Source organism: Sphingomonas faeni (genome assembly GCF_030817315.1).
GTDB classification, from domain to species: Bacteria; Pseudomonadota; Alphaproteobacteria; order Sphingomonadales; family Sphingomonadaceae; genus Sphingomonas; species Sphingomonas faeni_C.
The window spans coordinates 320,001-343,054 of record NZ_JAUSZF010000001.1 but is presented as its reverse complement, the minus strand read 5'-3'; the positions used below and the strand labels follow the sequence as shown (position 1 = coordinate 343,054).

Sequence of the window (23,054 nt, the reverse complement as noted above, 5' to 3'; positions counted from 1 at the left end):
CGCCGGCAGCGTTTGAACAACCGCAATGAACACGATGCTGCCAGTGTCTTCATCACTGAAGCAACACGTCCGTTTCCATACTCGGACATGGTAAAATTGTTGAAGCGATTCGAACGGATCCGTGGGTTCTTTCAATCGGCTCGTACGAAATTTAGCTCTGAACAATCGTAATAATGGAATTGCGGCACGTGATACAGTCGGGGCTGTCGATCATCCCGGATACAAGCTGTGATAGCTCGCAACCGCTGCGGCGGCGATCACGCTCTCGTACCACTCGAAGCTATCGCTCAGGCGAACAATGCCGCTACGGCCAAAAAGGGTTTCGCATCGACGCGCGCGACTACATTCGGCGCGGTACCTGTGGAAACGCCACAACGCTATTCATCAACCTCGACGATCATATTCGGGTCAGCGCCACGTCGCACGAGTTCACTCATCGCCTCCGACCCGCTCGTACCGTAGCCGGCCACGATGACATGGTTCTCGAAATGGCGCTGGATCACGTTCATTCGCTACTTCTCCCAGACGCGTTTCAACAGAAAATTATACGCAGTGCCGAGGAAGATCAGCCACACGAACAGCCGGATCGGCGTCGCCACGAAGGTATCGAGCATACGGGCTTGCTGGGTCACGGGCACGATATCGCCGTAACCGACGGTCGTCACCGTGATCATCGTGAAATAGAGGATATCGGCGAAGGTGACCGGCTCTCCCGAATTCTGCCGCAGGCCGTCGCGATCGAACCAGTGAACTGCCAGAGCGATGCCAATCAGCGCTAGCGCCAGGAGCGCGCGCCAGGACAACGGAGCCATACCGGCGTCCGACTTGCTCGGCGCAGATGGTAGTGCGTGCTATCGGCGGCGTCGCTGCTCATGCTGACTGTCTGCAATCTTTCATCGGCCGGGATGGGGCATGGCGGCCGATGATCAGGTGTTGGCGGTCGACGCCGGCGTATCCCGCTTCGGTGCCTCGAAGGTAGCCCAATCGCCCTCGTCAGCTGGCCGCGGAGGGAGGCCTGCGACGCTGTCGGGTTCCTCGATCGCGCCGATCCGCACGCGGTGGAGGTGGACCTTGGCGATCATGTTCGCCGAGATCGGCGCGGTAATGAACAGGAAGAGCGAGATCAGCAGCTCGTGCGCGGTCCATATCCCCAATCGCGCCTGGAAATAGACGACCGAGGCTAGCAGTAGGGAGCCGAGGCCCAGCGTAGTGGCCTTGGTCGGACCGTGCAGCCGCTCCATCGTCGACGGCAGGCGAACAAGCCCCCAGCTTCCGATCAGGACGAAGCCCGCACCGAGCAGGATCAGCGCTGAGACGACGATATCGACGACCACGCTCATTCGACGATATCCCCGCGAAGGATGAACTTGCAGTAAGCGATCGTGCTGACGAACCCGACCATCGCCAGCAGCAACGCCACTTCGAAAAAGGTCGCGGTGCCCCCGATCATGCCGACCAGCACGATCAGCGCGATCGCGTTGATGACCATGGTGTCGAGCGCAACAATGCGGTCGCCAAGCGCGGGCCCCTTGAGCAGGCGCCAGCCATTTGAACAGCAGCGCCAAAGCAACGCACGCCATGGCGATCTGAAGGGCGATGCCGATCATGCGAAAATCCTTTGCAGACGCGCTTCGTAGCGGCTCTTGAGCCGCGCGATTTCGGCTGTTTCGTCACCAACGTCGAGCGCGTGGACGAGGAGCGATCGACCGTCGGCGGAGACGTCGGACGACACCGTACCCGGCGTCAGGCTGATGGTCGCCGCCAAGACCGTGATCGCCTCGGGCGTCGTGAGCGCGACAGGAACGACCAGCCAGCGCGATCGCAGATCGCGGTTACGCCTAAACAGGATCAGCCACGCGATCTGAAAGTTGGCGATGACGATATCGGCCAGGACGACGAGGCAATAGCCAAGCAGCGCACGACCAAAGCGAACGCGCGGGCGATCCGGCCAGAACGGCTCGGTGAACTTGGGAAGGACAATCCCCAGGAGCGCGCCGAGCAGGACGCCACCGACGGTGATGTCGTTCGCCATCAGCAGCCAGACGACCAGCAGCATGATCGAGAGCGCGGGATGCGGCAGGATGCGCTTCATCATCGGGCCACCTCCCCCAATACGGCTTCGATATAACGCTGTGGCGCGAAGATCTGCGCCGCGGTCGCCTGCGCCTGCGCCGTTGCCCAACCTCCGCCCAGGGTGAGCAGGCCAAGCAATGCGATCAGCGCTGCGGGCATCGCCAGTTCCGGGCGCGACCGTTCCGTACAGGCAATCGCATCCGCGTCTGCCGCCGCGGTCTTCCAGAAAAGCGTGCTGCCGCTGCGCGCGAAGCCGATAATGCCAACCAGCGTGGTACCGAGGATCGTCGCCCAGACCACCACCCACGCAGGGGTAGCAAACGTCGTCTGCAGGATGAAGAGCTTCCCGACAAAGCCCGACAACGGCGGCAGTCCGACGGCAGCGATCGTCGCGGCCATGAACAACAGTCCCAACGCTTCTTGCCCGGCAAAGCGCGGGCTCGGCACGGTCGCGTCGCCGTATTGGCCGCGCCGGCGCAGCGTTGCGTCGGCGACGAGGAAGAGTGCCGCCCCCGCGAGCGTGGCATGGGCCAAATAAAAGAGCGACGCCGCGGTCGTCGCCTGCGTCCAGCACGAGACCGCCAGCAACAGCGTGCCGGTCGATCCGAGAATGGCGAACGCCGCCTGCTCGCGCATCGCGCGTGCCGCGAGCACGCCGGCAAAGCCGACGATCGCCGTCAGCACCGCAGCCGGCAGCAGCCAGGGTGCCGGCACCCACGCCGCGGCCCCGGCGGCATCGCCGAAGATCAGCGGCACGGTGCGGATCATCGCATAGACGCCGACCTTCGTCATGATCGCGAACAGCGCCGCGACCACTGGCGCGGTCGCCGCATAGGTGCGCGGCAACCACAGATGGAGTGGCACCACCGCGGCCTTGAGCGCGAAGACGGTGAGCAGCAACAGGCCTGCGAGCCGGACCAGGCCCTGGTCCTGCGATCCGAGCGCGGCGACCCGGCGCGCCAGATCGGCCATGTTGAGCGTGCCCGTCAGCCCGTAGAGCAGCCCCAGCGCGATCAGGAACAGTGCCGACCCGACGATGTTGACGATGACGTACGCGACCCCGGCCTTCAGCCGCGCGGACCCCTGGCCGTGAAGCATCAGCCCGTAGGAGGCGATCAGCAACACTTCGAAGAAGACGAACAAGTTGAACAGGTCGCCCGTCAGGAACGCACCGTTCAGACCTAGCAGCTGGAAATGAAACATCGGATGAAAATGCCAGCCCTTGCGGTCGACCGCAGTCACGACCGCATGAATCATCACGACCAGTGCAAGGACCGCCGCCAGCACCAGCATCATCGCCGACAGCCGATCGAGCACCAGCACGATACCGAACGGCGCCGGCCAATTGCCGAGCGGATAGGCGCGGATCGCATCGTCCTGCGCGATCCCGAACAGCCAAAGCGCGGCGACGAGCATCGCGACGCATCCCGCCATCGAAATCGCCACGCCGACGTGCCGACGCCGTCGCATCGCCAGCAGCGCGAGCGGCGCGACGACGGAGGGGATCACGACCGGCGCGATGACCAGATGATCGAGCGCGGTCACTGTCGGGCCTCCCTTTGCGCGGTGGGCCCGGAAGGAACGGCTCCGGATGGGGGTGCGCCCGTTTCGTCAGCCGTGTCATCGGACGGGTCGGCGATGCCGTCTACCTGGTCCGATCCACTTTCCAGGAAGCTGCGCAGCGAAAGAATGACGACGAGCGCGGTCATGCCGAAGGTGATGACGATCGCGGTCAGCACCAGCGCCTGCGGCAGAGGATCGGCATGGTCGGTCACGCCCTTGGCGAACAGCGGGGGACGATCAACTACCAGTCGGCCGATCGCGAACAGGAACAGGTTCACCGCATAGGACAGCATCGTCATCCCGAGCACGACCTGGAAGGTGCGGCCGCGAAGCGACAGGTAGACTCCGCCCGCGGTCAGCACAGCGATCGCGCTGGCGACGAGAAATTCCAGGCTCATCGTACAGCTTCCCCATCGGTCGCGTCCGGCCCGTCATTGGCCTCTGCATGCCGGGTGGCCCGCTGCGCGACATGGCTGAGTTGCGCCAACGCCATCATCACCGCCCCCACCACAACGCATGCCACGCCGGTGTCGAACAGCGTGGCCGTCGCCAGTTCGACTTCGCCGATCAAGGGCACGTGGAAATATCCGAAGCTGCTCGATAGGAACGGCGCGCCGAAGACCAGCGACCCGAGCCCGGTGGCAACGGCGATCAGGACGCCGAACGCAATCAGTGGATGCTCGCCGATCCGACGACGATCGTCGGTCCAGTCGAAGCCCGAGGCGAGATACTGGAGCAGAATCGCGATCGCAAAGACCAGCGCGGCGATGAAACCGCCACCCGGCTGGTTGTGCCCCCGCAGGAAGATGTAGATGCCTACCAGCAGCGCGAGCGGCATGAGCAGCCGCGCCGCCATGACGAACATCATCGGGTGACGCTCGGGCGAATGCGGCATGTCCTCACGCCATTCGCGCAATCGCCGCCCTGCTACGCCGCGCGCGGCAGGCTCGAGCAAGGCGTAGATTGCGAGCCCCGCAATGCCCAGCACGATGATCTCGCCCAGCGTGTCGAAGGCGCGGAAGTCGACCAGCGTCACGTTGACGACGTTCGTGCCGCCACCGCCCGAATAGCTGTTCGCCCAGTGATAGGACGACACCGTGTCGCGCGTCTCGCGTGTCATCACTGCCCAGGCCGCCCAGCCGGTTCCGACCCCCGCGGCCACCCCGAGCGCAGCGTCGCGGAGTCTGCGGGGCGTGCTCGACAGGCTGGGCGGCGTCTTCGGCAGGAGATGGAGCGCCAGCAGCAAGAGCAGGATCGTGACGACCTCGACCGCGACCTGGGTCAGCGCGAGGTCGGGCGCGGACAAATGGACGAAGGCGAGCGCGATGACGAGACCGATTACGCTGATGAACACCAGCGCCAGGAACCGCTGGCGTTGCCGGGCGACCACGACGAGCGTGGCGACGACCAGCGCGAACCAGGCGGTGATCGCAACCGGCGATGCGGGCAGCGTCGCCCCTGCCCCGGCGGCAAGCCCCCCCGTCGTCGAAGCTGCGTCGATCCCGAGCAGGATCGCCACCGCGAACAGCGCGAAGAGATAGCGTTGGAGCGATCCGGCATGGACCGCGAGCGACACGCGGCGCGTGCCGTCGACGACTGCGGCCATCGCGGTGTCAAAGACATGCTTTGCGTCGAGTCCGCCACGCCCGGCCAACCACGCCGCGACCGGCGCGCGGCGCCAGAGCAGCAGTGCGCCGATCGCCACCGCGGCCAGGCTCATTGCGAGAGCAGGATTGATCCCGTGCCACAGCGCAAGGTGCAATTCGGGCGGCGCGGCGCCGATCACTGCGCCCGTCGCGGCGGCCACGAGCGGCCCCGCCACCGTCATCGGCAACAGACCAAACGCCAGCGCTATCATCACTAACACTGCAGGCGGGGCGAGCATCGCCGTACCCGGGTCGTGCGGCGCCGCGACGTCGCCCGTACGCCGCGCACCGAAGAACAACCCGGCCGCAAAGCGCAGAGAATAGGCGACCGACAGGATCGCCGCGATCGTCGCAAGCAGCGGCACGAGCAAGCCCTGCCCCGCAAAGACGGTATGGACGCTTTGCTCGAGCATCATTTCCTTCGAAATGAACCCACCGAGCGGCGGTAGCCCCGCCATCGCCGCGACCGCCAGCGTTCCCAGGGTCGCCGTGATCGGCATCAGCGCGGCCAGTCCCCCGAGCCTGCGGATGTCGCGCGTGCCGGTCTCGTGATCGACGATGCCCGCGGTCATGAACAGCGCCGCCTTGAACGCGGCATGGTTGAGGATGTGGAAGACCGCGGCGGTCGCAGCGGCCGGCGTCCCGAAGCCGAGCAGCATCACCATCAGCCCGAGCTGGCTGATCGTCGAATAGGCCAGGATCGCCTTCAGATCGTCGCGGAACAGCGCCACGCCCGCACCGAAGATCATCGTGACCAAGCCAGTGGACGCCACGAGGTAGAACCACATATCGGTCCCGGCGAGAACCGGCCAGAGCCGCGCGAGCAGGAAGACGCCGGCCTTCACCATCGTCGCCGAATGGAGATAGGCGCTAACCGGAGTCGGCGCCGACATACCGTGCGGCAGCCAGAAGTGAAACGGGAACTGCGCCGACTTGGTGAACGCGCCGAGGAGGACGAGGACGAGGATCGCGGGATAGAGCGGCGAGGCCTGAACCAGATCAACGCGACCGAGAATCGTCACCAGTTCATAGGAACCCGCCACTTGGCCGAGTAACAGCATTCCCCCGATCAGCGCGAGCCCGCCGCCTCCAGTTACGGCCAGTGCCATCCGCGCGCCCTGACGCGCATCGGCCCGGTCGCGCCAGAACCCGATCAGCAGGAAGGATGACAGGCTCGTCAGCTCCCAGAAAACGAGCATCAGCAGGATGTTGCTCGATAGCGCGATCCCAACCATCGCCCCCTGAAACAGCATCAAAAACGAAAGAAACCGCCCCGTGGGCTCGCTCTTGGCCAAATACCCTTGCGCATAGATCACGACGAGCAAGCCGATGCCGAGGATCAGTCCGGCGAACAGCAACGCCAGTGGATCGAGGCGCAGGCTTAGGTCCAGCTGGAGCGCGGGGATCCAGCTGACACGCGTCTCGATCGGCGTTCCTGCGATCACGCCCCGCGCAGCGCCGACGATCAAGGCAAGACCTGCAGCACTCGCGCCCGCTGCAATTGCCACATGAACTCCGCGCGACGCACGGGCGCATAGTGATAAGGCCACGGCAGCAGCGAACGGCAAAAACAACAGGGCCACCAGGACCATTTTACAATCTCCCGGAAACCTACATGCGCAGCCATACACGGGGTGCTGCCTAGGTCGATGTCCTCATCGAAAACGGTGCGCGCGCACTGCTCTGGGTGCAGTTCTGGTAGGGACCGCCGGCGGCCCCCACAAATACCGCACGTTCTTCATCCTGTACGAAGGAAACGCTGTTCGAACCATAGCGAACCCCAAGTGAGGATCGTCACGCCTCCAGATCATAGCGGTTAGCCGGCGTTCTGATAATGGCCAAATTGCCCTCGAACTGACCTGAGAAGCCTATTCCGCCATCGCACGTAGAGTTTCGGACGTCCGCTGCTAAGTGAGCAGCGTCAGCCGGAGCGCAGCTCGCGGTAGAGCCTGACGAAACTAGGAACGCCACTTTGAGCACTCGCAGAGATGAACCTGACCCTGACATCGGGGTCAGTTTGCCCGCACGACGAGTGAAACCGCCCGGCGATTCTGCCCATATGACTCCTCGTCCGGCCCGACGACAGCGACTGCCATAAAAAGATAGATGCCCTTGTCGCGCATGATCGGTTCGTCCCGCGTTTCGAACGAGTAGCGTTAATCTGAAGCGGGGAAGCGCGTTACTATAGGGTTCATATGTATGGACCCGTTGTCCCACTCGTCTATCGCTGCCGACAGGAGCGTGGCGTCGCTTGCGGAATTGGACTTCACGCAGACGGCCCATTGCTCTTGCCCCACCGCTGCGACGGATCGGTCGTGACCTCCCCCGGTCTTAGATCCGCCGCAGCGGACCAGCCGCGGAGTGAGCCTGCGATAATGCCTGTGACGGTAATCAGCGGCGGCTTCGCGGCCAGCAGGATCAGGATGACCCTAGACCGGCGCGGCCTTCTTCTGACGTTGATTGTCGTCATCGTTTCAGCGCTAGCCGCCAATTTCGTCGCGTCCCACTATGGCGAGGTGCCCGCCGCACTCGTCTTCATGCTCGGCGTCACATTAGCAGGCGCGCTGGGTGGGCTGGCATCCGGGTTGATCGGCGCGGTTGCGGCCTTCCTTATCTTCAATTTCTTCATCAGCGAGCCAGCCCTAACTTTTCGCGTGGCTACCGGACGCGACCTTGCACCGTTGGTCATTTTCAACCTGTGCGCCGTCGTCACTGGCATCCTCGCCGGTCGCCTTCGCGATCGGTCCGAAGCGGCTCGGGCGAGCAATGCGCAGCTCGTCAACTTGCTAACATTGAGCCGCGGTCTGCAATCGGCGGCGCGGATTCCGGACATCGTGTCCGCGCTCGACCAGGTAGCCGATCCTACGCTCGGTGCGAGGCTGACACTGTTCCGGGCCGCCCACGGTTTGTTCGAGCATCTTGGACCGTCCGGTACGAACGCTGAGGTTGAATCCTTGGCCGCGGCGTTGGCCGGCTCCGAAAGGAAAACCGTGGCGGCGCGTTCGCTCGTTGGTGTTCGCCTTGACGGCAGCGAGGGGACGATTGGAGTTTTGGTTTTGCAAGGCGCACGCGTTGGTGGGATCGACCCGCCCTTCCTCGACGCATTTGGTGGTATCGTGGCGCTCGCGCTCGAACGGGCTATTTTATCCGAGCAGATTGCCGAGCGCGGTGCAGCCGCCCGGGCCGAGGAATTAAAGACCGCTTTGCTATCCTCCGTCAGCCACGATTTCCGCACGCCTCTGACCGCGATCAGCGCATCAGCTTCGAGTCTGCTTGCGTACCGCGACAAGTTTGATCCGGAAACGTCCGAGCGGTTCCTTCGTCAGATCGTCGACGACTGCGAGCGCCTGAACCGATACACCGCAAATCTGTTGGAAATGAGCAAGTTGGAGGCCGGTGGAAACCCCGCTTCCTCACAGACTTTGAGTGTGGCCGAGATGGTAGGCGTTGCCGTCCAGCGGGTGCGATCCAGGGTGGGCAACCGGATCATCCGATCGCTTTTCGCTGACCCGGATCTGCTGATCATAGCAAACCCGGCCTTATTCGAGCTGGTTCTCATCAACGTGCTCGATAACGCGATACTGTATAGCGCGGACGGCACCCGCATCGTCATCATGGCGAAACGCGACGGAGAGGAGTGTCGGATCAGTATCGCCGACGAAGGCTGCGGGATCCCCGAAGCGGACCTCCCTCGTGTGTTCGAACGCTTCTACCGCGTGCGTAGGGCAGAGGCTTCGCCTCGTGGAAGCGGCCTCGGCCTCGCGATCGCAAAGGGCTTTGTGGAGGCGCTTGAGGGATCGATTTCAGCCCATATCCCCGGTGTCGCTGACAGCGGCACCACGATCGAGATCAGGCTTCCCTGCGCATTCGAACAGGCGTCGCTATGACCCGCATCCTCATCGTCGATGACGAACCCTCATTGCTCGCGGTTCTCGAACCAGCTCTGAGCGCTGCCGGCTATACCGTCAGCACGGCGCTTGATGGGCGTTCGACGATCAGCACGGTAATGGCAACGGATCCTGATCTGATCCTGCTTGATCTCGGACTCCCTGACATGGACGGAAAGGATGTCATTGTTCAGGTCCGCGCCCTCAGCGAGGCATCAATCATTGTTATTTCCGCCCGACATCAGGAGAGCGAGAAAATCGCCGCTCTGGATGAAGGGGCGGACGATTACGTCAACAAGCCATTTGAAATTGGAGAACTGACGGCGCGTATCCGTGCAGCAGTACGTCGCCGCACGAGCATGCGCGTCAAACCGCGCACCTTCCAAAGCGGACCACTCGAAATCGACTTCAGCGCACGGACGGTCGTGCTGGACGGGGACGCCGTCAAACTATCCCGCAAGGAGTTCGATCTGCTTCAGGCACTCGCCCTGAGCGCCGGCCAGGTGGTCACACACAAGCGGCTTCTCGCGGCCGGTTGGGGGACCGCCACGACCGACAATCAATATCTGCGCGTCTACATCGGCTATCTGCGGCAGAAGCTGGAAGAGGATTCGGCCGCCCCCCGCCTGATCCTGACCGAGCCAGGCGTCGGCTATCGGCTGGCAGCCCCAATATGATCGAGCAACGTCCACTTTGCACATTGGGCACCACACGATCGAGTCTGGTCGAGGCAACGCACCATTTTTCCTTTGCTGGCTATATGAGCGAAAAGAGAGACGGCTGGGGGGAAATGCGCGTTCTAAATCACGCGACGATCCCGCCGCGCGGCGAACTCAAGCCGCAGCCAATCGATGGTTTTGATATAGTTACGGTAGTGCGAAAGGGGGTTCTCGAAATCATCGGGGCGGGGCGCGCTCACCGGGTGACCGCCGGTGAGGTCGACGTCGTGTCCTCGTCAGCGTGTGCAGAGCTGGGCCGCCATAATCCTGGAGGGCTGCCGGCAGAGTATATCGAGATTCGGTTTCGCGCCCCCGTCATGGAGCAAGCGCGGCGCATGTTACGCCGCGCTGCAGCCTTTCCCAATCGTGACAACTGCGGATGTTGGGCTCCGTTGGCCACGGGGTTCACCGAAGACGGCGTTGCACCTTCGCTAAGATCGAGCGCGCGTGTTTTAGGCGCGAAGCTAATAACCCATGGTTCGATAAACCATAAATTGCCGCACCATCATAATGCCTACGTAGTTCTATTATCGGGCAGCGTCGCTGTAAACGGCTTTGTGATTAATGCCGGCGACGGCGTGGCAATAGCTAATGAGACATGCATCACGATCGAAACACTTACTGCAGGTGAAATTATCTTAGTCGAGACGATCTGATACGGAGCGTAACGCGGTGTCACCTGTATCAAAAAATCTAAGTATTTGCCGGTCATTACCCCTTAGAATTGGTCTAATTCTGCTATGCCTCTCGAGTTGCGATCGAACGAGTGACAGTCGAGCCGGAATTGAGCGATCATCCGGTCTACCGCAGGGTACTGGTGCGGCTCGGCAGCGCGTTTCGGACGGATTAAAATGCGTCCAGCTGCTGGGCGCCATCGCGACCGCGACGAACGGACCGCTGAGAGGCGAGATCGAAAAGTATGACCTCGATTCAGTTGGGTCCGATCTAGCATCCAGATGGGAAGCCCGGATCAGATTTGATGCGCGCGATATGGGTATGACTACTGACGGGGTTGATGAGCTTCTACGCAACGCACCACCAATTGTGTTGGACGATTCCGAATTACGCAGGTCGGCGGACGATGCCTTTGTCTGCGCGGCCGATGTGAGCGGCTCGCACGGCGGTTGAGTTAGCCAGCATGCGAAAGATGCCGGCCCGTTGGACTCCGACCAAAGAGCAATTGCTGGCGAGCCGTTGAGGTTCCGATGCTGCGATAATACCCACCCGATGCGGCCATATCGCGCGGCGGACGTTAAGGACTGACAGGCAAGATCAATAAGGGGAACGATCATCGGTTGGTGGAGCAGCTATTGCGGACCCGCTCCGAGCGTGGACGATTGGGTGTCGCGGTGGAATGGCGACCCGGTGCTGCTGGTAACGCTGGCAGTGTCGGCACTCGCCATGACGCGATTGCCGGATGCGCGGCGCATCGCCGGGCTGGCCGGCATAGCGGTGTTATTCGTGGCGTTCGTGTCGCCGCTCTGTGCTTTGACGACGGCGTTGTTTTCGGCGCGCGCGGTGCATCATCTGCTGCTCGTAACGGTCGCCGCTCCGTTGCTCGCGGTCGCGCTGCAGCCGCGGCGCGCGATCGGCATGGCCATCACCATCGCCCTGCCGCTGTCTACCGCGATCCTGTGGGGGTGGCACGCGCCAGCCCTGTACGATGCGGCGCTTGGTCATGTCGGGATCTACTGGATCATGCAGGCGACCCTGCTGGCGAGTGGGTGGCTGTTCTGGGCCGCTGTCCTGCACGCCAGGCCGGCGGAGGCTGCCGCGGGGATCATTGGTGGGGCCGTACAGATGGGGTTCCTCGGCGCGCTGCTGACCTTTGCAGGCCGGCCGCTCTATGCGGCGCATCTTTCTACCACGGTCGCGTTCGGCATCGGGCCACTCGCCGACCAACAGCTGGCGGGGCTCGTCATGTGGGTGCCGGGCATGGCGCCCTATGCCGCCGCAGCAGCATGGATCGCGACGCGGCGCTGGCGGGCAATTGCGCTTAACGGTCCCGCCAACGGGGCTGCTGCATGATCCTAACGCTGGTCAAGGCGCTGCATATCGCCGCGCTGATCCTATGGTGCGCGGGGCTGTTCGCGCTGCCGCTCGTTCTCGCTAAGCATGACGAGGGCGAAGCGCAGGCGGATTATGCGCGGCTGCGGCGGATCACGCATTACGGATATATCCGGATCGTGACACCGGCCGCGGTGATCGCGATCGCGGCAGGCACCGCGCTTATATTTTTGCGCGGCGCATTCGTGCCGTGGATGTTCGCCAAGCTGGTCGCCGTCGGCCTTCTGGTTGCCCTACATGCGGTGATCGGCCACACGGTCGTCCAAATGAGCGAGCGCCGCGGCGAATATGTTCCGCCATCGGCGGTGCCGCTGCTGGGCGCAACGATGGCGATCATGATCGCGGTGCTGTTGCTGGTGCTGGGCAAGCCGGTGATGCCGGACTTGACCCCGCGCTGGCTCGACGCGCCGCAGCACCATCAATTGCCGTTGGGGGCGACACCGACGTGATATTCGAACACCAGCTTTCCGCCATGCCATCCGGTAAACCCGGTAAAGGCCGCGGCGAACGCCGACAGCAGGAGGCCGTAAGGCAGCACCGCCGCCTCATAACCGCCAAGCCGATAGCCCCAGTTCGCGCCGAGCACGGAGAGCAGCATCACCGCGATCACGAAGTGCGTCCAGCTCGATGCGCGCGCGCGGATGCCGGGCACCATCAGCAATTCGACCGTGCCGGCGATCCCTGCGAGCACCCCCAGCAGGAAGCCCGCGCCCGAGGCCCACAACGCCGCGCGCGCCCAGAACAGGTCGCCAGTCCACCAGTAGAACAGATCCGCACCGAGCGTACTGGCGGCCAACGCCACTGGAAAGGCGACGAGCATCGCGTGGATCGGATGTCCAGCAACCGCGATCTTCGATTCGGTGCGGTGGAAGGCGGGATCGTTCTCGATCGGATCGCTCAGTGTCTCGTCGATCGGTGTCGTCGTCTCAGTCATCGTATCGCACTCCCGAAGAGACCCTTGCATATAGGGGTAACGGCGATACCGACAGCGGGTTGCACCGGCCCGTTGTCCGTGATCGACCCGGCAGGTCCGCACGCCGCAGCGGTGGCTCGCCTATGGTGGGTGATGCTGGGCGGATCGGCGCTGCTTGCTGCACTGGTATTCGCGTTGCTGACGGTGGCGATGCGGCGACGCGAGGCACCCGACGCGCATACGCCGAAGGCGCGCGTTTGGATCGTTTGGCTGGGGCTGATCATGCCCTCGACCGTCCTGGCGGTGTTGCTCGGCTATGCGCTGGTGCTGGGCGGGCGGATACTGCCGACGCCGGCTCCCGACGGCGTGGCGATCGGCGTCGAGGCGCGGCGCTATGACTGGGCGTTCCGGCATCCAGGCCTCGGCGGCACGCGAAACGTCCTGCACATGCCCGCGAACCGTCCGGTCGACCTGCGCATCACCTCGACCGATGTGATCCACAGCGTCTGGGTGCCGCGACTGGCGGGCAAGATGGATGCCATCCCCGGCCACACCAACACCTTGCGCCTCGTTGCCAGCCGTCCCGGCACCTATCGCGGCGAATGTGCGGAATATTGCGGGCCAGGACACAAGGATCATGGCTTTACGGTCGTCGTGCACGACGCGCGCGGCTGGGCCGCGTTTACCGGAGCGGCACGATGAAGGCCCTGAAACTGCACCAAGAGCTGACCGCGATATGGCGGAACGCGCCGGGCTGGCGCGGGACTTTGTGCTCGGTCAACCATTCGGACATCGGTAAGCGATTCATCGTCGGCGCGTTCGCATTCTTCGCTATCGGCGGCGTACTGGCAATGCTGATCCGCGCGCAGCTCGCAACGCCCGCCAGCGCGTTCGTCGGGCCCGAGGTCTACAACCAGTTGTTCACGATGCACGGCAGCATCATGATGTTCCTGTTTGCGATCCCGATGTTCGAGGGGCTCGCGCTGTACCTTCTGCCCAAGATGCTGGGCGCGCGCGACATGGCGTACCCGCGGCTCTCGGCGCTCGGCTGGTGGTGCTATCTTTTTGGTGGCAGCATCCTGATCGTGGCGATGCTGGCCGGCGTCGCGCCCGATGCGGGGTGGTTCCTCTATCCGCCTCTGTCGGGCAAGCAATGGACGCCGGGGATCAATTCCGACGTCTGGCTGCTCGGCATCACGTTCGTCGAGATTTCGGCGATGTGCGCGGCGATCGAGATCGCGGTGTCGATCCTGCGGCTGCGCGCGCCCGGCATGCGGATCGACCGGATGCCGCTGTTCGCATGGTATCTGCTGGCGACCGCGGCGATGATGCTGTTCGGCTTCCCGCCGCTGATCCTGGGATCGATTCTGCTGGAGATCGAGCGCGCCTTCGGATGGCCCTTCTATACGCCCGCACTCGGCGGATCGCCGCTGTTGTGGCAGCACCTGTTCTGGCTGTTCGGCCACCCCGAGGTCTATATCATCTTCCTCCCCGCGGCGGGCGCGGTGTCGACGATCCTGCCGGTGATGGCGCGCACCCGCATCCTTGCCTATGGCGCGCTCGTCGCCGCGGTGATGGCGCTGGCGTTCCTCAGCTTTGGGCTGTGGGTGCATCACATGTTCACGACGGGCATCCCGCACATGGCGTTGGGGTTCTTTTCCGCCGCCTCCACGCTGGTTGCGATCCCGACCGCGGTGCAGGTCTTCGCGTGGATCGGCACACTATGGTCGGGCCGCCCGCAAATGAAGCTGCCGATGCTGTATCTGATCGGCTTCTTCGTCGTGTTCGTGCTCGGCGGTCTCACCGGCGTCATGCTCGCGGTGGTACCGTTCGATCAGCAGGCGCACGACACCGCGTTCGTCACCGCGCATCTCCACTACGTGCTGGTCGGCGGATTCGTCTTCCCGATGCTGGCCGCGGCCTATTACTGGCTCCCGCATTTCACCGGGCGCGAGCGGGTGATGCAACTGGGTGAAACCGCGTTCTGGCTGATCTTCGTCGGTTTCAACCTGACCTTCTTCATGATGCATCTGACCGGGCTGCTCGGGATGCCGCGGCGGATCGACACCTACTCCGATGCCATGGGCTGGACTTGGCTGAACCTGCTGTCGTCGGTCGGCAGCTTCGTGATGGCGTTCGGCTTTGCGCTGTTCACGATCGACGTCGGGCTGCAGATCTGGCTGGGGCGGCACCACCGGCGCAATCCCTGGCATGCCGGCACGCTGGAATGGGCGATGGCGATCCCGGCACCCGCCTATAACTTCGCCAGCCTGCCACAGGTCGCGGGGCGCGATCCGCTGTACGACCAGCCCGATCTCGGCGTTGCGCTGGCGCGCGGCGAGGGGTGGCTCGGTGCGACACGGCATGGCTGGCGCGAGACGCTGGCGGTCGACATGGTCACCGGCGAGCCCGATCATATCGTGATCCTGCCGGGCAATAGCTGGCTGCCGATCGCGACCGCGGGCGTGCTGGCGGGCTTCTTCCTCGCCATGCTGGCGGGGCTGTACTGGATCGCGCCGCTGTTCCTCGTCGGAGTTGGCGCGATAGGCTGGCGCTGGGCGTGGACCAACGGTGCGCGCGAAGACTATGGGACGTTGCCCGCCGGACAAGGTGTGGCCCTGCCCCCGTCGACCGAAGCGCTAGGGACGACCGGCTGGTGGGGCAGCGTGTTCGCGCTCGCCGCCAGCGCGACGCTCTTCGCCTCGCTGCTGTTCGGCTATGCGTTTCTGTGGACCGTCGCGCCCGACTGGCCACCGCCCCAGCTGATCGCGCGCACCGTGCTGGAGCCGTCGCTCGCGCTGCTCGGGGCTGTTCTCGCGATCGTCGCGGTGCGCCGCGTTGGACCGGACGGGCGCACCGCGCTCGCGGTCGCAGCGGGGGGGCAGATCGCGCTTATCCTCGCGCTCGTTCTTCTCGTCGTGCTGCGGCTGCCGTCGCCCGCCAGCCATGCCTATGCCGCGACCGGCGCGGTGGTGGCGGCCTACGCGATCTTCCACGCTACGCTCGCCGCGACGATGCTCGCCTTCGCACGCGCACGCATCGCCAGCGGCCATATCGGCGGCGCGCGGCTTGGCGAACTGCGCATCGTGCGGTTGTGGAGCGATCATGCGGCCGGCGCGGGCGTCGTCGCCACGCTGCTGCTCGCGCTGCCCGGGTGGATCGCATGAGAGCCTTGGTTCGGATGAGCGCGGGACTGATCGTCTGGGCAATCGCGTTCTGCCTCCTCTATGCGCTTCACGGCTTGGGCTGCGCGCGCGGCTGGGCGACAATCCGGTTCGGGGAGACGAGCGCGCATCAGACGGCGCTCATCGCCGGGTGGCTGCTATGCATCGGAATGGGAATCGGTATCGCAGTATGGCAATGGCCAGCGCGGTCCGGAACGCTGGTCGATCGGACCGGCTTTCGCCTCGCTCTCATCGGCGTTGCCGCGACGGCCATAACCGGCCTGCCGATCTTCACATTGCCCGCATGTTTCTAGATGTCATCGGCGGCACGCTCACTGCGCTGCTGGTCGTTCTAACCGTATCGGGCGGGGTTTTGTGGTGGCGGAGGCGACCGACGGGTTTGCTAAGTCCGCGGATGCCATCGGCGCGGCCACGCTACCGGCCCGCGTTCGTCGAAGCGATCGTCGGACTTGGGATCTATATGCCGCTGTTCGGCGTGACGCTGTTGATCATGACGATAGTTGAAAGGGCCTGCTCCGCTTCCCTGGAACTAGACCAGACTGTGCGGAAACTCGTCATTGGCTGATAGCCGCGAATGAAATGCGCTCGATGAGGGCCATGGTTTTGACTGAGAGTTACTAGGCGGCACAGGGCCATCTATAGGGGACATCGGCCGCTGATGATGCCTTGAGGGGGGGTATTTAGGCGTTAGATCAGCCTGCACGGCCCGGATCAGCCCCTGTACGCCAACGAGGTTGATCGCCGGTCTGAGATTGTAGGCAAGCGCCGTCAAACTGAACTCGGCTCGCACCTTGTCGAGCCCGCGCATCAGGAATGCACCCTGGTTCATCCATTGCTTGATCGAACCGAACGGGTGCGCGACCGTCTCGCGGCGAATATAGAATCCCGGGCCGGGCGGCGAGGCGTATCGGTCAAGCACGGCCTGACCTTCCCACCGCGTGATTACGGCGGAAGTTTCCCCAGGCGCACTGCGCCTTGAGGCCACAACCGCCATAGGCGCGAGGGTTTGAATATTGCACGATAATATGCCGCCCTGAAGCCAGCGGTACCGTGTATCGAGCCGTTGATCGGCGGGGCAGTGATAGCAATCCGCGGCTTCATCGTAGCGGAACCGCTCCTTGGGAAAGCGCCCGTCGCCGACAGCCGTGCCGCGCTGGGGGCGGGCGACATAGGGTGTGATGCCGGCCCGCTCGCACGCGGCAATGTCCTCGCCCATGTAATATCCCATGTCGGCGACCGCATCGATCCGGTCGACGCCGAGGAGGGCCTTCGCCGCGCCGGCTGTTTCAGCCAGAAAACCCAAATCGCTGCCCGCGTTGGTGACATGCTGTTCGGCGATTAGTTTGTGCTTCGCATCGACCGCGACTTGAGCGTTATAGCCGACGCCGACCTTGGGATGGGCTGCCATAGCGCGGGCGTCTGGGTTGGTGAACGAAATCTGACTCTCACCGCTGGCCTTCAGCTGCTCCAGCATCGCCTGGTTCACCTGACGTTGCTCACGCACCGCGATCTTTGCCGCCAGGGCATCGCTCCGCCTGGTCGCACCAGCCTCCTCGCCGCGGTCGGCGTCATCCAACTGCGCAAGGTATTTCTCGAGCCGCTCGTCGGCTGACTTGATGTATTTGTCGAGCTTGGCCTTCGTAAGGTTGCACTCGCGGCTGTTCACCGCCTTCAGCCGCGTGCCGTCCACCGCCAGCAGCTCGCGCCCGAACAGGTCGAGCTTGCGGCGAAGGAAAACGAAGGCGCGGAAGACCGCCTTGAACGCGGAACGGTTGTCCCGTCGGAAGTCAGCGATAGTCTTGAAGTCAGGCCGTAGCCCGCGCACCAGCCAGATCACCTCCAAGTTGCGTACCGCTTCCGCCTCCAGGCGACGGCTCGACCGCACTCGGTTGAGATACCCGTACAGGTACAGCTTCAGCATATCGCCCGGATCAAAACCAGGTCGCCCCGTCGCCTTCGGCCGCGACCGCAGGAAACCTACCTCGCCCAGATTAAGATCGTCGACGAAGGCATCATCTTCGACGACACCTATGCCTGTTTGCGCTGCCTCTAGACCGCGCTAGGAACAGGAAGCCGAGCCAGTCGCGCCTTGCGGCGAGCAGCCCTTCACGCGCTACAGCCCGGCGGCATCGACCGCGGCAGCGAGTCTTGCCTCGATCCATGCGCTTGGCTGGGCATTAGGGCGTCCACACCATCTGCTCCGCACGGTTAGGATCGATTGGAAAGCGACGGTAAAGCGGGACCCGAAGAGTCCCGACAAGGCTGCGGGCACGCATGACGGCGTTCCTGCTCCTGTCAAAACGGATCATGGCCAAGGTACGCCGGCAGCAGGAAGAACATCTGCCGAGCGAAACAAGCGGCTTTCTCATGGGTGAACGACGTGGTTCGCACATTCAGGTTAGGGGCTGACCCATCAAGGCCGGAGCGACATCGCAACACGAACCTCGTTCGAACGGAGCTGTGCCTCTCACCGCGACGCAATTCATCGCGCCTGGCTGCTCAGGGACGGTATGCAAAGTCTGGTTGAACACTGGCACTCGCACCCTTGTGGATCGGCTGACGCGTCATCGACCGACATGGCCGCTTGGCGCACGCTCGCGCGGACGTCACGCCGTCCGATTATCGCCCTTGTTGATGCCGGTGACCTGCAGAAGATCTATTTCGCCGCTGAGAATGACCGACCGTTCGCGAGGTCGCTTAGGGTCGAGGAGGAGACGATTGACCACTACGCCTATATCATTCCCCGCGCTTGGAGCGCGAACATGCTTACACGTCTCGTACCCCAAGCGTTCATGCGATGAGTTTACTGCCGCCTATTCCACGATGCTACGTTATAAAGCTCGTTCCCCAGAGAAAGGAGCTAGCGACGACTTTGGACTGTAGGCTGCGCCCTCTTCTCAAGGTCTCGATCGCTGCCGTCGATGGCACGCGAACGCGCGTTCATGACCAAGACGCACGACATTTGGACATAAGCGGAGAGGCCTTCGAGATCCTGTCAGCCTCCAATCGGCGTTCAATGAACGAACAGCGACTTCAGGGCGCATAGCTGCAAACTCTCTAAATGAATGAAGGGCCGCTCACCGCCTCTGCGTTCCCGAAAGCGATAGGGCTGTAATCCACCAATAAAAGACGTCGGCAAATCCGCCGACAGCCGCGTCTTGTTGCGGGCCGGCAACTATGTGGGAAGGTTGGGGTTGGGGTTGGGGTCGGGGTGACGCCACGCGCTCCAACTGGCTTGGATGCCGTCGCGGCCCCCGCTCCACGACCTCGCGCTGGACCTCGCGCTTCTGCTGGCGCGCGACCTGGCGCGGCAGCGGAGATCCCAGAAGAAGCAGGTCGACTGGAAAACGGGTAGGCGACCATCATGACGACCTTCGTTGCGAATGCGGAAAGCAAGAATGGAGGAAAGATGAAGCGGTGTGCGATATATGCGCGGTATTCGACGGATAAACAGGACGTGCAGTCGATCGAGACGCAGCTGATGTTGTGCCGCCGTGAGGTCGGGCGTGAAGGCTGGCAGGAGGTGCTCTGCTTCACAGAGGCAGCGGAGTCGGCCGCTACCATACACCGTCCCGGTATGAAGGCACTGCTGGAAGCGGTGGCGGCGGGCGGCATCGAAATCGTCTACGCGGACGCGATGGATCGACTGTCGCGTAGCCAGGCGGACATCGCGATGCTGTTCGAACGCCTACGGTTTCGTGGCATCATTCTAGCTACGCGCAAAGAAGACCGGGTGACACCGCTGCACATCGGAATGATGGGCACCATCAACGCCGAGCAACTCAGCGCCACGAGCGAGACGACGCGCGATGCGCTGGTTCGCCGCCATGCGATGGGTAAAAATCCCGGCGGCTCTGCCTACGGCTATGAGAAGCGCATCGAGCACGACGCCAATGGCGAACGCATACGCGGCTTGCAGCAGATCGTAGCCGTCGAGGCGGCGGTCGTGATGCGGATTTTCGAAGACTATGCCGCGGGACTGTCTCCCATCACCATCACGCGGCGGCTTAATGCCGAGGGCGTGCCCTCGCCACGCAGCGGCAAAACCAGCATACACCCTCTCGGCAAGCCAGCAGCCTGGACGCCGAACACACTGACCGGCAACGCTGCGCGTGGCACCGGTATCCTCAACAATCCACTCTATGTCGGCCGGCGGCCATACGGTAAGCAGACCTATCGCAAGAACCCGGACAAGGGGAAACGCCACGCCTTCATCAATCCGGAAGATATGCGAGCCGACGTCATAGAGGCGCCCGAGCTGCGCATTGTGCCCGTCGAGCTATGGGAGCGCGTTAAAGCCCGGCAGGCGACCTTGATGCGAGCACCGACGTCGCAGGCGACGGCCCCTGCCCTGCCCTTCTTCGCACAGCAGCGCCCGCGATATCTGCTGACCGGTAAGATGACCTGTGGCACCTGTGGCGCGAGCTATGCCAAATCGGGCAAGAGCCGGTTCGGCTGCCAAGGCGCCGCCAAGAAAGGACCCACCTGGTGCGGCAACCGGCTGACGATCCGCCAGGACGAACTGGACACGCGCGTGCTCGCGGGGTTGGCAACCGAGATGCTGCGCGACGATGTCATCGCGGCATTCCTCACCGAGTATGAGGCGGAGACCCGGCGCTTGGCGGCTGAAACGGTCAACGCCCGTCCGGAGCGCGAAGTCGAACTGGCGAATCTCGACCGGCAGATCGCACTTGCGAAGGCCGCCATCCTGAAGGGTGTCGACGCAGCGTTGTCGTCGAGGACATGAAGGTCTGGACCGAGCGTCGTCAGGTCCTGCTTGCTGAACAGGACACCGCGCAGACCGCATCCACAGAATCCCAGTTGCTGCGCCCCGACCTTGGTCGCCTTTATCGCGAAAAGGTCGGTCAGCTCACTGCGGCGTTCCAGGACGATGCGCTGAAGGCGCAGGCGTTCGAACGGTTGCGCGGGCTCATCGAGGCGGTGGTTCTGATGCCGGAAGACGGCAATCTCGCCATCGAACTGCGCGGTGAGCTTGCGTCGATGCTGTCGCTATGTATCGAAGCAGAAACGCCCCCCCCTCGGGAGTTCCCTCGGAGGCGTTGCAAGTTAAGATGGTTGCGGGGACAGGATTTGAACCTGTGACCTTCAGGTTATGAGCCTGACGAGCTACCGGGCTGCTCCACCCCGCGACGGTTCTCGTTGGAGAACGTGGGTAGAAGACATGGTGAATGGGTTTTCAGCGTTTCCTGTTACGTATCGCCGCACGGGCTTCAATGCCTGGCGACGACCTACTCTTCCATCGCTTGAGCGATAGTACCATTGGCGCAGGCGGGTTTCACGGCCGAGTTCGGAATGGGATCGGGTGGGACACCGACGCTATAGCCACCAGGCAATGGAGCCGGTGCGACGATACGTTGGGAATGCTTTGGGTACCCCACCATGCTTGACGCCTGGTGGGGTTTTAAAATCGATACCGTGCAAGGTTGTAGTGGTATTTGGACCAATCCCTCGACGGCGAGGGGATTGGCAATCTGGCGTTCGACTTAATCATCCGCACGCATCTGACGCGTTGGGTTACCCCAGTGTTGTCATTGATGGTGTGAGACTCTCAAGCGCGAATAGAGCAATTAGTATCGGTTAGCTCCATGCGTTACCGCACTTCTACATCCGATCTATCAACGTCGTGGTCTCCGACGGCTCTATGAAATCTTATCTCGAGGGAGGCTTCCCGCTTAGATGCTTTCAGCGGTTATCCCGTCCATACATAGCTACCCAGCTGCGCTCCTGGCGGAACGACTGGTACACCAGAGGTATGTTCAACCCGGTCCTCTCGTACTAGGGTCAACTCCTCTCAAATTTCGACGCCCACGGCAGATAGGGACCAAACTGTCTCGCGACGTTCTGAACCCAGCTCACGTACCACTTTAATTGGCGAACAGCCAAACCCTTGGGACCTGCTCCAGCCCCAGGATGTGATGAGCCGACATCGAGGTGCCAAACAACCCCGTCGATATGAGCTCTTGGGGGTTATCAGCCTGTTATCCCCGGCGTACCTTTTATCCGTTGAGCGATGGCCCTTCCACGAGGGACCACCGGATCACTATGACCGACTTTCGTCTCTGCTCGACTTGTCAGTCTCGCAGTCAGGCGGGCTTATGCCATTGCACTCTAACAGACGGTTTCCGACCGTCCTGAGCCCACCATTGCGCGCCTCCGTTACTCTTTAGGAGGCGACCGCCCCAGTCAAACTACCCGCCACAGAGGGTCCCTGTTCCGGCTTACGGAACGAGGTTAGACATCAGAAACAAACAGGGTGGTATTTCACCTATGGCTCCACATCAGCTGGCGCCAATGCTTCAAAGCCTCCCACCTATGCTACACAGTTTCTTCCTAATGCCACTCTGAAGCTGCAGTAAAGGTGCACGGGGTCTTTCCGTCTAACCGCGGGTACTCCGCATCTTCACGGAGAATTCAATTTCGCTGAGCATGTCCTGGAGACAGTGGGGAAGTCGTTACGCCATTCGTGCAGGTCGGAACTTACCCGACAAGGAATTTCGCTACCTTAGGACCGTTATAGTTACGGCCGCCGTTTACCTGGGCTTCATTTCAGAGCTTGCACCCCTCCACTTAACCTTCAGGCACCGGGCAGGCGTCAGGCCCTATACGTCGTCTTGAAGCCGACTTAGCAGAGCCCTGTGTTTTTGCTAAACAGTCGCTACCCCCTGGCCTGTGCCCCCTCAAAGTGCTTGCGCATAGTGAGGGCCTCCTTCTTCCGAAGGTACGGAGGCAATTTGCCGAGTTCCTTCAGGACACTTCTCTCAAGCGCCTTGGTATACTCTACCTGACCACCTGTGTCGGTTTCGGGTACGGTCTATACGGTGGGGCTATTTCCTGGAACCATTTCGAAGCACGTCCAATCCGATAAGGACGCACAACACACATGATCCGTCACACACCACCAGGCCCACGAATATTAACGTGGTTCCCATCGACTACCCCCTTCGGGCTCGTCTTAGGGGCCGGCTCACCCTGCGCGGATT

19 protein-coding genes, 1 tRNA gene, 2 rRNA genes and 1 pseudogene (1 of these 23 only partly in view) are annotated in these 23,054 nt (G+C 62.8%); 11 read left to right on the top strand and 12 right to left on the bottom strand.

Annotated features, from left to right (window positions below; genetic code table 11):
* Positions 1-380 precede the first annotated feature (380 nt).
* The 7 genes and pseudogenes from QFZ54_RS01680 to QFZ54_RS01650 form a co-directional block, all read right to left on the bottom strand.
* A pseudogene (locus QFZ54_RS01680) lies at positions 381-874 on the bottom strand (ion channel); the annotation flags it as partial.
* Positions 875-926: 52 nt separating this feature from the next.
* Positions 927-1,340, bottom strand: a complete 414-nt coding sequence (locus tag QFZ54_RS01675) for a Na+/H+ antiporter subunit G (protein ID WP_307083799.1) — start codon at positions 1,338-1,340, stop codon at positions 927-929.
* Entirely contained in the window at positions 1,337-1,570 is a 234-nt protein-coding gene (locus tag QFZ54_RS01670; RefSeq protein ID WP_307083797.1) for a K+/H+ antiporter subunit F, read from the bottom strand. The genes QFZ54_RS01675 and QFZ54_RS01670 overlap by 4 nt, the downstream gene beginning before the upstream one ends.
* Positions 1,571-1,603: 33 nt before the next feature.
* Positions 1,604-2,095, bottom strand: a complete 492-nt coding sequence (locus tag QFZ54_RS01665) for a Na+/H+ antiporter subunit E (RefSeq protein WP_307083795.1) — start codon at positions 2,093-2,095, stop codon at positions 1,604-1,606.
* Positions 2,092-3,618 (bottom strand): monovalent cation/H+ antiporter subunit D, encoded by a 1,527-nt coding sequence (locus QFZ54_RS01660; protein ID WP_307083793.1) that lies wholly within the window; start codon positions 3,616-3,618, stop codon positions 2,092-2,094. The genes QFZ54_RS01665 and QFZ54_RS01660 overlap by 4 nt, the downstream gene beginning before the upstream one ends.
* The gene (locus tag QFZ54_RS01655) at positions 3,615-4,034 is read right to left on the bottom strand and encodes a Na+/H+ antiporter subunit C (protein ID WP_307083790.1); all 420 of its coding nucleotides are present in this window, start codon (positions 4,032-4,034) and stop codon (positions 3,615-3,617) included. The genes QFZ54_RS01660 and QFZ54_RS01655 overlap by 4 nt, the downstream gene beginning before the upstream one ends.
* Positions 4,031-6,874 (bottom strand): monovalent cation/H+ antiporter subunit A, encoded by a 2,844-nt coding sequence (locus QFZ54_RS01650; RefSeq protein ID WP_307083788.1) that lies wholly within the window; start codon positions 6,872-6,874, stop codon positions 4,031-4,033. Before QFZ54_RS01650 ends, QFZ54_RS01655 begins: the two co-directional genes overlap by 4 nt.
* A gap of 789 nt (positions 6,875-7,663) precedes the next feature.
* On the opposite strand from QFZ54_RS01650, the gene QFZ54_RS01645 reads away from it, so the two are divergent.
* The 5 genes from QFZ54_RS01645 to QFZ54_RS01625 all read left to right on the top strand — a co-directional run bounded on the left by QFZ54_RS01645 (position 7,664) and on the right by QFZ54_RS01625 (position 12,404).
* Positions 7,664-9,169: an ATP-binding protein gene (locus tag QFZ54_RS01645; RefSeq protein ID WP_307083786.1), complete on the top strand. Its 1,506-nt coding sequence runs from the start codon at positions 7,664-7,666 to the stop codon at positions 9,167-9,169.
* Positions 9,166-9,846: a response regulator transcription factor gene (locus QFZ54_RS01640; RefSeq protein WP_307083784.1), complete on the top strand. Its 681-nt coding sequence runs from the start codon at positions 9,166-9,168 to the stop codon at positions 9,844-9,846. The genes QFZ54_RS01645 and QFZ54_RS01640 overlap by 4 nt, the downstream gene beginning before the upstream one ends.
* Positions 9,843-10,544, top strand: a complete 702-nt coding sequence (locus QFZ54_RS01635; protein ID WP_307083782.1) for a pirin family protein — start codon at positions 9,843-9,845, stop codon at positions 10,542-10,544. Before QFZ54_RS01640 ends, QFZ54_RS01635 begins: the two co-directional genes overlap by 4 nt.
* A 685-nt stretch (positions 10,545-11,229) precedes the next feature.
* Positions 11,230-11,916 (top strand): cytochrome c oxidase assembly protein, encoded by a 687-nt coding sequence (locus QFZ54_RS01630; protein ID WP_307083780.1) that lies wholly within the window; start codon positions 11,230-11,232, stop codon positions 11,914-11,916.
* Positions 11,913-12,404 carry a CopD family protein gene (locus tag QFZ54_RS01625; protein ID WP_307083779.1) on the top strand — a complete coding sequence of 164 codons (492 nt, stop codon included), beginning with the start codon at positions 11,913-11,915 and terminating at the stop codon, positions 12,402-12,404. Before QFZ54_RS01630 ends, QFZ54_RS01625 begins: the two co-directional genes overlap by 4 nt.
* Here QFZ54_RS01625 and QFZ54_RS01620 read toward each other — a convergent pair.
* Complete coding sequence (locus QFZ54_RS01620; protein WP_307083778.1) at positions 12,374-12,889, bottom strand: DUF2231 domain-containing protein; 516 nt, start codon at positions 12,887-12,889, stop codon at positions 12,374-12,376. The two genes, QFZ54_RS01625 and QFZ54_RS01620, sit on opposite strands and share 31 nt — an antisense overlap.
* A 78-nt stretch (positions 12,890-12,967) precedes the next feature.
* On the opposite strand from QFZ54_RS01620, the gene QFZ54_RS01615 reads away from it, so the two are divergent.
* The 4 genes from QFZ54_RS01615 to QFZ54_RS01600 are packed head-to-tail and all read left to right on the top strand — an operon-like array spanning position 12,968 to position 16,618.
* Positions 12,968-13,570: a cytochrome c oxidase subunit II gene (locus QFZ54_RS01615; protein WP_307083775.1), complete on the top strand. Its 603-nt coding sequence runs from the start codon at positions 12,968-12,970 to the stop codon at positions 13,568-13,570.
* On the top strand, positions 13,567-16,035 hold the full coding sequence (gene ctaD, locus QFZ54_RS01610; RefSeq protein WP_307083773.1) for a cytochrome c oxidase subunit I: 2,469 nt from the start codon (positions 13,567-13,569) through the stop codon (positions 16,033-16,035). Before QFZ54_RS01615 ends, ctaD begins: the two co-directional genes overlap by 4 nt.
* Entirely contained in the window at positions 16,032-16,346 is a 315-nt protein-coding gene (locus QFZ54_RS01605) for a hypothetical protein (protein WP_307083771.1), read from the top strand. The genes ctaD and QFZ54_RS01605 overlap by 4 nt, the downstream gene beginning before the upstream one ends.
* Positions 16,337-16,618, top strand: a complete 282-nt coding sequence (locus tag QFZ54_RS01600; protein ID WP_307083769.1) for a hypothetical protein — start codon at positions 16,337-16,339, stop codon at positions 16,616-16,618. Before QFZ54_RS01605 ends, QFZ54_RS01600 begins: the two co-directional genes overlap by 10 nt.
* Here QFZ54_RS01600 and QFZ54_RS01595 read toward each other — a convergent pair.
* Entirely contained in the window at positions 16,583-18,085 is a 1,503-nt protein-coding gene (locus QFZ54_RS01595) for an IS1182 family transposase (RefSeq protein WP_307089211.1), read from the bottom strand. The two genes, QFZ54_RS01600 and QFZ54_RS01595, sit on opposite strands and share 36 nt — an antisense overlap.
* A 1,332-nt stretch (positions 18,086-19,417) precedes the next feature.
* Between QFZ54_RS01595 and QFZ54_RS01590 the strand changes: the two genes are divergently transcribed.
* Together QFZ54_RS01590 and QFZ54_RS01585 are read left to right on the top strand one after the other, a co-directional pair.
* Complete coding sequence (locus tag QFZ54_RS01590) at positions 19,418-20,800, top strand: recombinase family protein (RefSeq protein ID WP_307083767.1); 1,383 nt, start codon at positions 19,418-19,420, stop codon at positions 20,798-20,800.
* On the top strand, positions 20,797-21,156 hold the full coding sequence (locus QFZ54_RS01585) for a hypothetical protein (protein WP_307083766.1): 360 nt from the start codon (positions 20,797-20,799) through the stop codon (positions 21,154-21,156). Before QFZ54_RS01590 ends, QFZ54_RS01585 begins: the two co-directional genes overlap by 4 nt.
* Here the strand turns inward: QFZ54_RS01585 and QFZ54_RS01580 are convergent.
* The 3 genes from QFZ54_RS01580 to QFZ54_RS01570 form a co-directional block, all read right to left on the bottom strand.
* Positions 21,127-21,203, bottom strand: a tRNA-Met gene (locus tag QFZ54_RS01580). The genes QFZ54_RS01585 and QFZ54_RS01580 overlap by 30 nt on opposite strands.
* 86 nt (positions 21,204-21,289) lie before the next feature.
* Positions 21,290-21,404, bottom strand: a 5S ribosomal RNA gene (gene rrf / locus QFZ54_RS01575).
* 217 nt (positions 21,405-21,621) lie between these two features.
* Positions 21,622-23,054, bottom strand: a 23S ribosomal RNA gene (locus QFZ54_RS01570); it runs 1,363 nt beyond the window's last position.